Here is a 14,034-nt window from a genome sequence, read left to right on the forward strand (position 1 = left end):
TCCTGAATAAATGCGCTCGAACGGCTTCCGCCCGTTGAATGCAAGGGAGGATAATCATGAGACGTACTTTCCCGCTCGCGGCATCCGCCGCGGCGTTGTTGCTCGGCGTGCCCTCCGCCTTCGCGCAGTCCGGCGGCGTCGAGAAAGCAGTCGGCGGCTACAGCTTCGAGGAAGCCGCAAAGGAAGCCCCCACCACCAAGGATTTCCATTCGGCCGATGGCCATCTCACCTTCGCCATCGTCACACATACGGCCGGCAACGGCTTCTTCGATCCGGTCTATGTCGGCGCAACCGCCGCCGGCAATCTGATCGGCGCCAAGATACTGCTGCTCGGCTCGGAATCTCCGACCGACGACCCGGCCCGCGAGATCGAAATCCTGAATCAGATCGTGCAGGATCCGACGATCGACGGGCTGATCATGACAACGCCCCAGGTCGGCGCCTATAACGACATCGTCAAGGCCGCAGAGGCCAAGGGCATACCGGTAGCAACGACCAATTCCTTCGACGGCACGATCCTCGACCGCAGCGGCATCAGCCACACCGGTCAGGACGCCTCCGCCGCAGCGATCGCCGGCGAGGCACTCGTCAAGTGCCTGGCGGACAAGGGTATCGAGAAGGGCTCGATCGTTCTGCCGTCATCGACCGCGATGGGCAACATCGAAGTGAACAATCGCGTCACCTCGGCCTTCAACGCGATCGTCAAAGGCCTGAAGGACGCCGGCAAGCTCGAGGCCTTCAAGGTCGACGCAGGTCCCGAGAACACCGGCATCGACACCAATCCGAACGATCCGGTGAACGGCATCGTGACGCTGTTCGAATCGCGCGGTGACGTTGTCGGCGCCTTCGCCGGCAACAACGTGTTTACGCCTGCGCTGGCCAAGGCCGTCGCCCAGACCGGAAAGGCCGGCAAGATCTGCGCCTATGGCTTCGACCTCGGTCCGGCGCAGCAGGATGCGTTGAAGAGCGGCGACCTGACCGGCGCGCTCGGGCAGCAGCCCTTCTTGCAGGGCTTCTATCCGGTCATGCAACTCTATCTGCAGATCGATCGTGGCATCGCGGCCGCCAATCTCGACACGCGCGCCCAACTCGTGACGCAGGAGACCGTTGGAAAGGTCGGCAAGCGTTTCGAGAACTGAATGTCAAAGCGATACTGAACCCAGCGCGGGAGGGCTGGTATCCTCCCGCGCATTTTGGCCTTCGGAACCCTTTTATCAAAGAATGCCCGCTGAAGCTCTCGCTCGTCGCCTTCCACCCCAGCTCGTCGGCGGCTGGGAAATGGGATTGCTTGCTCTGCTGGCGCTGATCTATCTCGGCGGCGCTGCCGTCAATCCGACGTTCTTCGGCTCGCCGGATGCGTTTCATGCACTGCTTCGCGATACCTCGCGAGTCGCCATCATCGCCGTCGGTATGACCTTCGTCATCGTCAACAAGGACCTCGACCTTTCGGTCGGTTCCATCTACGGCCTTGTGGCCGTCGTTTTTGCCAGGCTGTTCGCGCCAAGCTTCGCCGATCTCGACATCGTCACGTCGGTAACCGTCTGCATCCTTCTTGGCATGGTGATCGGCCTCGTCAACGGCGTGCTCGTAACCATCTTGAAAGTGCCGGCGTTCATCGCCACCTTGACCACGCTTTTGATCGGCCGCGGCTTCGTCCTCGCCCTGACGCACGGTCAGGCGATTTACTATCCAGGCAAAGCGAAGGAGGCCCCGCTCTTCTTCCATCTCGGCGAGACGAACGTCTTCGGCTTCAACAACCAGATCGCGATCTTCGCGGTCGTTGCCGCGATCGGCGCCTACGTGCTCGCCAACACTCGCTGGGGCTACGAGACCTTTGCGACGGGCGGCAACGAGCAGGCAGCGGTCTATGCCGGCATACCGACGAACTGGGTGCGCATCCGTGCCTATCTGCTCTCGTCGCTCTGCGCCACCGTTGCCGGCCTCCTGTCGGCCGCTCAGGACAAGGGCGTGACCCCGCTTTACGGCGTCAGCGGCGAACTGACCGTCATCGCCGCGGTGATCATCGGCGGCGCTTCCATTCTCGGCGGTCGCGGCCGAGTCGCCGGGTCCTGCCTCGGCGCCACGCTGGTCGTTCTGCTCGACAAAGTGCTGCGCGAGGGTTTGCCGATCACGCGCACCATCAAGATCGGCGAGGAGGAGGTGACGGTCAACGCCGTCTACTCCCTGCCAGTAGGGGCGGTGCCGGTCTTCCTCGGGCTGCTGCTCGTCATTGCCGTGCTGATTGAACCTTACCTCATCCGCCGCCAGGTCGCGGCGCGCCTATGGGCATGGCTGCGCGGCAGGCCACCGCCGCCGGCCTTCGAGATCGGCGGCGTCGCGCTCGAGGGCGTGGTGACCAAGGGCGCAATGGCGACCGACATCGCGCTGTCGGCGACCGGGTTCGGCAAGTTCCTCGCCCGGCGCGATGCCCTCGCCGTCATCCTGACCGTGGTGCTGTGGCTTACGGGTCTTTTGCTCAGGCCGGATTACTGGTGGAACCTGTCCAACACTTTCGCGATCCTGCTCAACTATACCGAGCTCGCGCTGATCACGGTCGGGCTTACCTACGTCATCGCGGCCGGCGATATCGACCTCTCCGTCGGAGCCGTCCTGGCGCTCGCCGGCAGCGCGGCGGCCTATTTCCTGAAGGTCCTGGGCGCCGATCCCGTCACCGCTGTCGCGATGGGCCTAGTTGCGGGAATGCTCGCCGGCCTCGTCAACGCCATCGTCGCCGTCGGCTTGAAACTCCCGGCCTTCATCGCAACGCTTGGCATGTTTTACATCGCCCGCGGCCTCGCGGCGTGGTTCGTCGCCGGCCAGCAGCTTACCGGTTGGCCGGAGGGCTACAATTTGCTCGGCCGCAAGGTGAACGACATCCTCCTTCACTTCCACATCGTGCTTCCGGATGGCATCCTCAAAACACTGGCCGAGGTGGTCAGTGTGCAGACGGTTTGGATGATCTTCGTGGCCCTGATTGCCGGTATCGTGCTCGCCTATACGCCGTTCGGGCAAAAGGTCTATGCAACCGGCGGCAACATCCGTGCCGCCGCCTATGCCGGCATCAACACCAACCGGGCGCGTTTCGTCTCGCTCATGCTGGCGGCGTTCTGCGCGACGATGGCCGGGATCATCAACGTCGCCTATTTCCGAAGCTTCAACCCCGTTGCAGGCCAGTTCCGCGAACTCGACGCCATCGCGTCCGTGATCATCGGCGGCGGGTCGATCTTCGGCGGCTACGGCACTATGCTGGGTTCTCTGGCCGGTGCAGCCGTGATCACTCTCGTTCGGTCGCTCCTGCAACTCAATGTCCAGGGCTTCAGCATGCCGCAGCATTGGATCAACGTCTTCATCGGCGTCATCCTCATTGCCGCGGTGCTGATCGACATCTGGGTGCGCCAGGCCAACATCTTCGGTCGCCTGCGAGCCCGCCTCGCGCGACGCGCACGAACCCGGAAAACCGTTCATGCCTGATGCTGCGTTGCCTCAACCGATCGTGGAAATGCGAAGCATCGAAAAAGCCTTCGGCGCCGTTCAGGCGCTTCGGAAAGTCGATCTGGTGCTCTATCCCGGAGAGATCCTTGGACTGGTCGGCGACAACTCGGCCGGCAAGTCGACGCTCATGAAGATCCTGACCGGCGCTTATCAGCGCGACGCCGGAGAAATCCTCGTCGCCGGCCAACCGGTGCACTTCAAGAGTCCGCATGAGAGCCGCGATGCGGGCATCGAGATGATCTACCAGGATTTCGCTCTTTGCGGGAACATGGATGTCGGCCAGAACATCTTTCTTGGCCGCTGGCCCCGCAAAGGCCCGTTCGTCAATCGCCGCAAGATGTACGCCGAGGCCGACCGCGTACTGAAGCGGCTCAAGGTCGACGTGAACTCCGTTTTCCAGAAGGTCGAGAGTCTGTCGGGCGGTCGCCAGCAATCCGTGGCGATTGCCCGCGCGATTTCGTTCGAGCCACGCGTCGTGATCCTCGACGAACCGACCGCCAATCTCTCGGTGATGGCGACCGAGCGGCTCCTCGAGACCATGCTGGAACTGAAAAGGCAGGGTGTTGCCCAGATCATCATCTCGCATCGGCTGGTCGACATTTTCGCCGTAGGCGACCGTGTCATGGTGCTCAAGCGCGGCGAGAATGTCGGCGACCGTCACGTCAGGAACACCGACGAGCACGAGGTCCTAGAGATCATAGTCTCAGGCACGCGGGAGCAGGCGCTTACGGCCGATCAGGCGAGGGCGGTCTGACCACCGAGGCGTTGGCCTGAGGGCTTATCGGCCCTACCGGGGATGGGCTGAACCAATAGTCGTCGGCTTGACAATGGCCATGGCCTGCGCGACCCAGACCGGAATGGGACGGGCTGCGAAATATGATTGCTGTGGCTAAGATGCTGGTGGTCGGCTCGCCGCTGTTTTCCCTTCGCACAAGAAGGGCTGGGCCGTGACCAGGCCGCGCTCGCGGCGCGGCGGCGGCCGCCCGACGATTGCCGATGTAGCGCGCAAGGCGGGGGTAGGCGCCATCACCGTGTCGCGCGCCCTGCGCGAGCCCGGGCGGGTTTCGGAAGATCTGCGCCGGCAGATACAGGCTGCCGTCGACGAACTCGGCTATGTGCCGGATCCCAACGCGCGGGCATTGGCCTCGGCGCGCGCGGAGGTCTTCGGCGTGCTGGTGCCTTCTCTCACCAACAACGTCTTTGCCGAGGTGGTGCGCGGCATCTATGACAGCCTGTCGGACAGCCCGTTCCGCATCCAGCTCGGCAACACGCATTACTCGGGTCTGGAGGAAGAGCGGCTGCTGCAGGTATTTGCCCTGCAGCGCCCTGCGGCGCTGATCGTGGCCGGGATCGACCAGACGCCGCTGTCGCGAAAGCTGCTGGAGACGGCCGGCTGCCCGGTGGTGCAAGTGATGGAAACCGGACCCGATCCGGTCGACATGCTGGTCGGTTTCTCGCATTTCGACGGCGGCCGGACGGCCACCGAGCACCTGATCGAAATGGGCTACCGGCGGATCGCCTTCATCGGCGCGCGCATGGATCCGCGTTCGCAGCGGCGCCTTGCCGGCTATCGCGCGGCGATGGAGGCGATCGGCTTGTTCGATCCGCGTCTGGTCACAACCACGCCGCTCTTGTCCAGCGTGAGCCTTGGCCGCGAGCTTTTGCGCGATGCGCTTGCCAAGATGCCGTCGCTCGACGGCGTCTTCTGCAACAATGATGATATCGCGCTTGGCGTTCTGTTCGAATGCCGCCGTGCCGCGATCGCGGTGCCGAAGACAATCGGCATCGTCGGCTTCAACGACCTCGACATGATGCAGGCGGCGTTCCCTTCGGTCACCAGCGTCCGCACGCATCGCTACGAAATCGGCCGCAGGGCGGTGGCGATGGCGCTTGCCGCGATCGCAGGCCAGAGGCCGCAGCAGCGGGTTGTCGACCTCGGTTTCGAGCTCATACGCCGCGAGAGCACCGCACGTTGAAACACGCAGCGGCGACTGTGCGAATGCCGGTTTACACTATAATATGGTAGCGCTACCATATTTCCCGCCAAGTATGCGATTTGGGAGCAACAAGGCTGTTTATTATACATAAGCAACAGCTCATGCTTGTTTATTATGTATAATATGATAGTTTTGTAAGCCGGCGGAGAGGGGAGGAAGAGGGACAGCGCAAGTCACCTCGGAAGCGTATCGGACTGGCGTGAGGGAGCCGGCCGACAGCGCGGATCCATCGACAAGCAGAACTGCAACTGGGAGGAATATCGATGATCAAGTCACTCGTTGGCGGCGTCATTGCCGCCACTGCATTCGTCATGCTGAGTTCTTCGGCGATCGCCGATCCGGAAATCGTCAAGGGGCCGGCCGCCGAGCCCGACTGTTTCGCGCCCTGGGCGGCCGACACACAGTTCTTCAAATATCCGAAGAAGGATGGGCCGTACCGCATCGCGCTCGCCAACGGCTATATCGCCAACACCTGGCGCATCCAGATGATCCAGACCGCCAAGGCCTATGCCGCGCAGCCGGACGTGGCTAAGAAGCTGAAGGAATTCAAGGTGGTATCGACCGGCGAGGATGTGCCGGCGCAGATTTCGGCGATCAACAACTTCATCGATTCCGGCTTTGACGCTATTGTCGTCAATGCCCAGAACCCGACTGCGTTCGGGCCGGTGATCAAGCGCGCCAAGGAAGCCGGCGTCATTCTCGTCGCCTTCGACAACATCCTCGACACCAAGGATGCCATCAACGTCAATGTCGATCAGAAGGGCCTCGGCGAGTTGTGGGGCAAATGGCTGGTCTCGCATGTGCCGAATGGCGGCAAGGTGCTTGAGGTGCGCGGCGTGGCGGGGACCTCTGTCGACACCGACCGCCACAACGGCATCCATGAGGTGCTCGATGGGTCCGGCAAGAAGTGGGATGTCACCGAGGTCGTCGGCAAATGGGATGACGGCGTGGCGCAGAAGGCAACGGCCGATGCGATCGCCACCAGTGGACCGTTCGACGGCATCACGGGACAGGGCGGCGACACCGGCATTGTGCAGGCGATGATCGACGCCAAGCATCCGTTCGTGCCGTTCGGCGGCGAGACGGAAAACGGCTTCCGCAAATACTGCGCCGCGCATGCCGGCGACGGACTGAAGTGCTCTTCGGCAGGCACCGGACCGGCCCAGGTCGCGGTCGCCATCAAAACGGCGATCGCCGCGCTCGAAGGCAATGTCGTACCGCAGTCGGTCAAGCTGCCGTTAGCCATCGTCGAGGATCCGAACTTCAAGGCGGGGCAGGATTTCTTCCCGGACCAGTCCGACAATTTCTTCGTCGGCAACTCCTTCCCGACCTGCGGCATCAATTTCACCGCGCAGGAAATCATGGGCCAGACCAAGGAAAACAAGTAGCCTTATCCGGCGCCGCGAGATGGTCGCGGCGCCGGTTGCTTGACGCCAATCGCGAACTGGCCTGGGAGGGCTGATGGACGGCGCGGCACCGCTCTTCCACATGGAAGGCATATCCAAGCGCTATGGCGGCGTTCGGGCCCTGGAAAAGGCCGACCTTACGGTGACGGCCGGCAGCATCCACGCCATCCTCGGCGAAAACGGCGCCGGCAAATCGACCCTGATCAAGGTCATGGCCGGCGTCGTCGCGCCCGACGAAGGCACAATGACACTGGAAGGCCGCGAGGTGACTTTCGCGTCGCCGGCCGCCGCCAACCAGGCAGGCATCGTCTGCATCTTCCAGGAACTGTCGCTCATCCCGGAACTCAGCGTCGCCGACAACATCGTCATTTCCGACCCACCCAAGCGCTTCGGCATGATCGACCGCAAGGCGCAGCGGCGCATCGCCGAAGAGGCGCTGGCGCGAGCCGGCGCCTCCGACATCCATCCACTGGCGCTGGTCAAGGATCTGCCGCTGTCGCGCCGGCAGATGGTCGAGATCGCCAAGGCGCTGGCCAGGAAGCCGCGCATCCTGATCCTCGACGAAGCAACCTCGGCGCTGACGGCGGCCGACGTCGCCAAGATATTCGGCGTGTTGAAGCGGCTGCGCGGGGAAGGGCTGGCGCTGCTCTACATCTCGCATCGCATGAACGAGATCGCCGAGCTGGCCGACCAGTGCACGGTGTTCCGCAACGGCCGCAATGTCGCCAGCTATGCGGCGGGTTCGAAGAGCGACAACGAAGTCGTCGAACTGATGATCGGCCGCGAATACAGCCACATCTTCCCGCCAAAGCCGGTCCGTCACCAGTCCGGCGCGGTTCCGGTTCTGGAGGCGCGCAACCTCTCTTGGAGCGGCCGGCTGGACAATATCTCGATGTCGATCGGAGCCGGCGAGGTTGTCGGACTCGGCGGTCTCGACGGCCAGGGCCAGCGCGAGCTGTTGCTTGCGTTTTTCGGCGTGCTGCGCGGCCTTTCCGGGCAGATCCTGGTCGACGGCAAGCCGGTTTCGATCGCAAGCCCCGCAGCCGCGAGCGAAGATCGCGTGGGCATGGCGCTGATTCCGGAAGACCGCAAGACGGAAGGGCTGATGCTGCCGATGACGGTGCGCGAAAACCTGTCCTTCGCGGCGCTCGACAGGCTGTCGAAGGCCGGGGTCATCGACCGTGGCGCCGAGCAGCGGCTGATCGACGACATGGTCGGGCTTCTGGCCATCAAGACTGCGGGCCTCGACATTCCGGTCGGCGCGCTTTCCGGCGGCAACCAGCAGAAGGTGGTCATCGCCAAATGGCTGATGCGGCAGCCGCGCATCATCCTTCTCAACGATCCGACGCGCGGCATCGATGTCGGCACCAAGCAGGAGCTCTACCAGTTGATGCGCAAGCTTGCGGATGCAGGCGCCGCGATCCTGTTCTACTCGACCGACTATGACGAGCTGATCGGCTGCTGCGATCGCGTGCTTGTGCTTTATGACGGCGCGGTCAAGCGCGAGCTCGTCGGCGCCGAGATCACCGAGCATGCGCTGATCGCCAGCGCGCTCAACATCCACGGCGAAGGTTCCGGGTCGAGGCAAGGAGAGGGCGCGTGAGGGATTGGCGCTACTGGCTGGCCGAACAGCGCGGGACGTTGCTGGCCTTCGCCATCTTCATCGTCATGTTCGCGATCTACAGCGCAAACCATCCGGCAGGCTTCACCGCCAATGTCGTGCAGACGGCCGCCAACAAGGGCGTGCTGCTGGCCTTCGTCGCCATGGCGCAGACGCTGGTGGTGATCACCGCCGGCATCGACCTGTCGGTCGGCATGATCTTCACGCTCACCAACTGCATGGCTTCCTGGCTGGTGATCGGCACCGGACTCGAAACCGCATTGGGCGTGGTGGCCGTGCTCGGCACCGGGCTCATCTGCGGGGCGGTGAATGGCGCCATCGTGATCTATGGCCGCCTGCAGCCGATCGTGGCGACCATCGCCACGGGCGCTGTTTATTTTGGGCTAGCGCTGCTGCTGCGGCCGGTGCCCGGCGGATCGGTCAACGAAGATCTCGCCGATTTCCTGACCGGGCGCTTCTTCGGCGTCGTGCCGGCGAGCCTTGTGGCGCTGTTCGTCGTGGTGCTCATCGTCTGGGTGCCGTTCAGCCGATCCGAACTCGGCCGCGCCGCCTATGCCGCGGGGTCCTCGGAGACGGCGGCCTATATGTCGGGCGTGCCGATCCGCAGGGGCAAATTCCTTGCCTATACGCTTGCTGGGCTGCTCGCCGCGATCGGAGGTTTGTTCCTGACCTTTTTCACCTACACCGGCGAGGCCGCCTATGCGAGCGGCAACGCCTACACGCTGTTTTCCATCGCTGCGGTCGTGCTCGGCGGCGTGTCGCTGTTCGGCGGCAAGGGCAGCGCCATCGGCGCGATCTTCGGCGCGCTCGCCTTCCGCACCATCGGCGACCTGTTGTTCGTCTTCGATTTCGATCCGCTCTGGCAGCCGCTGTTCCAGGGCGTTATCCTGTTGATCGCGGTCAGCCTCGGCGCCTTCGCGCTGTTCAGGGTGCGCAACCGGCTGGAGTGGTTCCTGTGAGCGAAACGACGCTTGGCGGCATCGCCGGCCGCATGCCGAAATTCATCCGCCGCGCCGATCCCGCGGTGGTCACCGCCTTTGCCTGCATCGTGCTCCTGCTTCTGGTCGGCAGCCTCTATTCGCGCAGCTTCCTGTCGCCGGAATATCTCCTGCAGCAGCTGAAGGTCGCTTCGTTCCTCGGCGTGATCGCCACCGGCATGATGCTGGTGATCCTGCTCGGCCAGATCGACCTGTCCGTGCCGTGGGCCGTGGCGACCGGCGCCATGATGGCCTGCGCGGCCGCGGCCTATGGCCCGGTCGGCGTGGCTCTCGCCATCCCGTTCGGCATCCTGTGCGGGGTGGCGATCGGCATCGTCAACGGCATCGGCGTCGCGTATCTGCGCATTCCTTCGATGATCATCACTTTGGCCACCAATGCCGTCGCGCAAGGTTTGATGGTGGTCTATACGGGCGGGTTCTCGCCGCAGGATTCGGCGACGGCGGCGATGCGCTACCTCGCAACCGGTTTTACCATTCCTGGGGTGCCGAACGCCGTCATCATCTGGGCGCTGATAGGGGCTGCGATGGTCTTCGTGCTGACACGCACCAGCTTCGGCCGCGCCGTCTACGGCATCGGCAATCGCGAGCGCGCCGCCTATCTGTCCGGCATCGACACGCGCCGTGTGGTGATGATCGCCTTTGCCGTGTCCGGCGGGCTCTCGGCCTTCGGCGGCGTCCTGCTCGCGGGCTACGCATCGAAGGCCGCGCAGTCGATGGGCGACGCCTATCTCCTGCCGTCGATCGCCGCGGTGGTGCTCGGCGGCACCTCGATCCTCGGCGGACGCGGCTCCTATCTCGGAACCGTCGCCGGCGTGATCCTGATCACGCTGCTGCAGTCGATCCTCTCGGTCATGCAGATGCCGGAGGCGGGGCGGCAGATCATCTATGGCGTCGTCATCGTCGCCATGCTTTTGCTCTATGGCCGCGCGCCGGCAAGTCGCTGATCGTGGATGAAGGATTGAACGACATCCGGTCAGCGCCGGCCATCGTCGTGATGGGAGCGGCCGGCTGCGGCAAGACGGTCGTCGGCGAGGCGCTGGCCAAAGAGCTGGGCGCGATCTTCATCGAAGGCGATCGACTGCATCCGCCGGAAAACGTGGCGCGCATGGCGCGGGGAGAGCCGCTGACGGATGCCTTGCGCGAAGGCTGGCTCGAGGCCATCGGCGAGCGCATCGCGGCCTCCGTCACCGACGGACAGAAGGCGGTGGCGGCCTGCTCGGCGCTGAAGCGCAGCTACCGCGACCGGCTGCGCGGCTTTTGTCCAGGTGTCGCCTTCCTCTACCTCAAGATCGATCGCGAGACCGCCTGGCGGCGGGTCGCGGGCCGCAAAGGCCATTTCATGCCGGCGAGCCTGGTCGACAGCCAGTTCGCGACCCTGGAAGAGCCGGGCGCGGACGAGTCGGCGGTGACAGTGGACGGGGCGCATACCATCGCCGCGATCGTCAAAGAAGTACTTGACTAGACGGCGTCGTTACCGATCGCGGGTTGATCCTGCTGCCCGGTGAGCCGATTGGCGCCGGACCAGGCCATCATCTGCTCCGGATATAATTTGACCGCTTCCAACAGACGGTCGCGCTTGAGCAGGATGTAGCCCGCCTGCAGGACCAGGTTCTTTACCGCCACGTCCCTTGCCGGCAGGGACGCCGGCTGGGCAGCGACGGGTTTCAGTTCAGGGCTGACGATCGCCCGGTATTCACGGAAGGGCACGGTCTCCAGGGTCGACATGGCAAACAGCGCAGCACCTGCGCGCGCCGCGAAATTTGCCGGCGCCGAGGCGAGGTGGGTCCAGCCGTGCTCGCCCATCGCGATTTCGGTGAAGGTGGAGCCCGCATGGATGGTGTTGGTCATCAGCACGACGCCGTTCTCCTTCAGCGTCTTCTGGATGCGCGCGGTGACCTGGTAGGCATCGGCGCGCTCGAAGACGATGCGGCTTTTCAGGAAGCGGTTCTCGACCTCGACCAGCGGCCTGTTGATCACGTGCAGGCCGAATTTGCTTTCCGAGAAGCCATGGAAATTGACGCTCACCTGGTGCGCTTCGATGCCGGCCTCGAAGAGGGCGCGCTTGCCGATGATGGTCTGGGCGATGAACTGATCGCACCAGACGATGGCGCCGCGGCCGCGCTGCAAGGCCTCGCGTAAGCCGTCGACGCCTTCCAGCCGGATTGCCGGCGACCAGCGGCGGGGAACGAGATGCGCGGCAAGCATCAGGCGGCGGCGATGCGCGGCCGCGAGATGGCCCCTGAAAAGACTTTGCGTGTCAGCGCCATCGCCAAGCACCGCTTTGATCGCGACGTCATAGCGCCCGAATTCCTTGTGAAAATGACGCTTGCGCCGAAGCGTCGACACCCGATCGCAGACGGGCGCCCACCAGGCGACCGGCAGGAGCGCCGCCACGCCGAGATAGAACAAGAAGAGCAGGCCCTCGCGCAGATCCTTGTTTGAGACGCTGCGCAATTTGCCGGGGCGGACGAGCTTGCGGCTGAAGAAGCGGACGGTTTCGCCACGCTCAGGCACCGCCACGTCGGCGATGATCTCGGTGTGATAGATATTGGCGGATGACGGTTGCCGTTTGGCCCTGCGGGACTTGCCAAGCCAAGGCAGCCTCATGCGTCGGATACCCCCAGACCTCGTTGCCATCCTTCAGCCGCTTTACTGCGTCCGTCGCGGATAGACAACTACGGTATGGCGCCGCGGCTGGGCGGTCAGATCTGCGAGGTCAGCTCGGCCGGGAAATCGTCGTTGTCGGCATCGCGCATCGCGGCGAGGCTGCGATTGTCGAGAACCTCGGCGATCGCCTGGCGCACCTCCAGCATCATGTGGCGGACCTGGCACGTCGCCTCGTCGCAATCCTCGCAGCGCTGGTATTGCGTGCGGCTGGCGCAAGGGATTGGCGCCAGCGGTCCGTCGAGCACGCGCACGACATGGCCGATCTTGATCTCGGAAGCGGGCCTGGCAAGGCGGTAGCCGCCTTCCTTGCCCTTGCGGCTCTGCACGAAACCGGCATTTCGCAATTCGCCCAGGATGGCATCCAGGAACTTCTTCGGGATGTTGTTGGCGACCGCTATGTCGTTGACGAATGCAAGCTCGCCGGCCGGCAGGCCGGAAAGATGCACGAGGGCCTTGAGGCCGTATTTGCCTTTTTTGGTCAGCATGCCCGATTCAGTTCATCAAACCCCAATCGCCTGCATCTGGCGGTTGTTTGTGTGCAAATCATGACAGTTTGGCCGCAGAACGCCGTTTGGCCCAACAATTCGCCAATAGAGGTTAGGCACAAACGCGTTGATTCTTCGTAACGTTTTTCACATTGGCTGCCATCATTTCGGCGTCAAGCCGATGCCGGCGCCAGATATGAAGAAAGCCGGCAAAGCCGGCCTTCCTGCACTTTCCCGATAAGGCAGCCTACCGGCTGCCGTAGGCCTGGTCGAGCAGGCCGCCGGCTGCGAAATGCTCTTTCTGCACCTTGTCCCAGCCGCCGAAGACCTCGTCCACCGTCAACAGGCGGACGTCGGGAAAATCGGCCTTGTATTTGGCGGCGACTGCGGCGTCGCGGGCCCGCAGGCCGTTGCGGGCGGCGATGTCCTGTCCTTCCGCTGAATAGAGGAAGTCGAGATAGGTCATGGCGAGATCGCGGCTGCCGTGCTCGTCGGCGACCTTGTCGACGATCGCCACCGGGAACTCGGCCAACAGGCTGACCGAAGGCGTGACCTGCTCGAACTTGTCGTCGCCATATTCCTTGCGGATACCGCGTGTTTCCGACTCGAAGGTGATCAGCACGTCGCCGATCTCGCGCTGCACGAAAGTGGTGGTGGCGGCGCGGCCGCCGGTGTCGAAGATCGGCACGTTGGCGAACAGCTTGGCGATGAACTCCTTCACCTTGGCATCGTCGCCCTTGAAGGCCTCCTTGGCGTAGGCGGTTGCCGCCAGATAGGTGTAGCGCGCATTGCCGGAAGTCTTCGGGTTGGGGAAGATCACCTGCACATCGTCGCGCACCAAATCGTTCCAGTCCTTGATGTGCTTGGGATTGCCGGCGCGCACCAGGAAGGAGGGCAGCGAATAGAAGGGCGAGGCGTTGTCCGGGAAATCCTTCTGCCAATCGGCTGAGACCAGCCCCTTCTTGACCAGGAAGTCGACATCAGTGACCTGGTTGAACGTGACGACATCGGCGGCCAGGCCTTCGGCAATGGCGCGTGCCTGCGCCGAGGTTCCGGCGTGGGATTGATCGACAGTCACGCCGGGGTGCCCGGCGATAAAGGCCTTGTTGACCTCTGCGAACAATTCCCGGCCGACGTCATAGGAGGCGTTCAGCAGCCTGTCGGCCGACCAGGCTTGGGAGGAGGCGAGGACGAGGCCGGCGAAAGTGGCGATGCCAAGCAATAAGCGCTTCACGACAATAGGCTCCCTTGAGAATGGATTGAGACTATAGCACGACCTTAATGGGGAAGGCCTGGCCCGACGAGGCACACGCAGCGGGAGGAGTGGGGTCGCCCGGAAAAAGCGTCGCCCAAACAGCCGCCTAATAG

At 63.6% G+C, this 14,034-nt stretch carries 12 protein-coding genes; 9 read left to right on the forward strand and 3 right to left on the reverse strand.

The window, feature by feature from the left end; all coding sequences use genetic code 11:
• The first annotated feature begins 56 nt into the window (after positions 1-56).
• The 9 genes from RFM40_RS10235 (at position 57) to RFM40_RS10275 (ending at position 10,976) form a co-directional block, all read left to right on the forward strand.
• On the forward strand, positions 57-1,139 hold the full coding sequence (locus RFM40_RS10235) for a substrate-binding domain-containing protein (RefSeq protein WP_292233035.1): 1,083 nt from the start codon (positions 57-59) through the stop codon (positions 1,137-1,139).
• 82 nt (positions 1,140-1,221) lie between these two features.
• Positions 1,222-3,471 (forward strand): ABC transporter permease, encoded by a 2,250-nt coding sequence (locus RFM40_RS10240; RefSeq protein ID WP_320277482.1) that lies wholly within the window; start codon positions 1,222-1,224, stop codon positions 3,469-3,471.
• A complete protein-coding gene (locus RFM40_RS10245) occupies positions 3,464-4,246 on the forward strand; it encodes an ATP-binding cassette domain-containing protein (RefSeq protein WP_320225363.1) in 783 nt (260 codons plus the stop codon). The genes RFM40_RS10240 and RFM40_RS10245 overlap by 8 nt, the downstream gene beginning before the upstream one ends.
• Before the next feature lie 193 nt (positions 4,247-4,439).
• Positions 4,440-5,468 carry an HTH-type transcriptional regulator GntR gene (gene gntR / locus RFM40_RS10250; RefSeq protein WP_320277483.1) on the forward strand — a complete coding sequence of 343 codons (1,029 nt, stop codon included), beginning with the start codon at positions 4,440-4,442 and terminating at the stop codon, positions 5,466-5,468.
• 284 nt (positions 5,469-5,752) lie between these two features.
• Positions 5,753-6,877, forward strand: a complete 1,125-nt coding sequence (locus RFM40_RS10255; RefSeq protein WP_320225365.1) for a sugar ABC transporter substrate-binding protein — start codon at positions 5,753-5,755, stop codon at positions 6,875-6,877.
• A 73-nt stretch (positions 6,878-6,950) separates the two neighbouring features.
• Complete coding sequence (locus RFM40_RS10260) at positions 6,951-8,498, forward strand: sugar ABC transporter ATP-binding protein (protein ID WP_320277484.1); 1,548 nt, start codon at positions 6,951-6,953, stop codon at positions 8,496-8,498.
• The gene (locus RFM40_RS10265) at positions 8,495-9,475 is read left to right on the forward strand and encodes an ABC transporter permease (protein ID WP_320277485.1); all 981 of its coding nucleotides are present in this window, start codon (positions 8,495-8,497) and stop codon (positions 9,473-9,475) included. Before RFM40_RS10260 ends, RFM40_RS10265 begins: the two co-directional genes overlap by 4 nt.
• A complete protein-coding gene (locus RFM40_RS10270) occupies positions 9,472-10,458 on the forward strand; it encodes an ABC transporter permease (protein ID WP_320225368.1) in 987 nt (328 codons plus the stop codon). Before RFM40_RS10265 ends, RFM40_RS10270 begins: the two co-directional genes overlap by 4 nt.
• 50 nt (positions 10,459-10,508) lie before the next feature.
• Entirely contained in the window at positions 10,509-10,976 is a 468-nt protein-coding gene (locus RFM40_RS10275; protein WP_320277528.1) for a gluconokinase, read from the forward strand.
• On the opposite strand, the gene RFM40_RS10280 is transcribed toward RFM40_RS10275, so the two are convergent.
• The 3 genes from RFM40_RS10280 to RFM40_RS10290 form a co-directional block, all read right to left on the reverse strand.
• Positions 10,973-12,121 carry a hypothetical protein gene (locus tag RFM40_RS10280; RefSeq protein ID WP_320277486.1) on the reverse strand — a complete coding sequence of 383 codons (1,149 nt, stop codon included), beginning with the start codon at positions 12,119-12,121 and terminating at the stop codon, positions 10,973-10,975. The genes RFM40_RS10275 and RFM40_RS10280 overlap by 4 nt on opposite strands.
• A 95-nt stretch (positions 12,122-12,216) precedes the next feature.
• Positions 12,217-12,666: an RrF2 family transcriptional regulator gene (locus RFM40_RS10285; protein WP_320225370.1), complete on the reverse strand. Its 450-nt coding sequence runs from the start codon at positions 12,664-12,666 to the stop codon at positions 12,217-12,219.
• 247 nt (positions 12,667-12,913) lie between these two features.
• Complete coding sequence (locus RFM40_RS10290; RefSeq protein ID WP_320225371.1) at positions 12,914-13,900, reverse strand: sulfate ABC transporter substrate-binding protein; 987 nt, start codon at positions 13,898-13,900, stop codon at positions 12,914-12,916.
• Positions 13,901-14,034 lie beyond the last annotated feature (134 nt).

The organism is Mesorhizobium captivum (assembly GCF_033977165.1).
GTDB lineage: Bacteria > Pseudomonadota > Alphaproteobacteria > Rhizobiales > Rhizobiaceae > Mesorhizobium > Mesorhizobium captivum.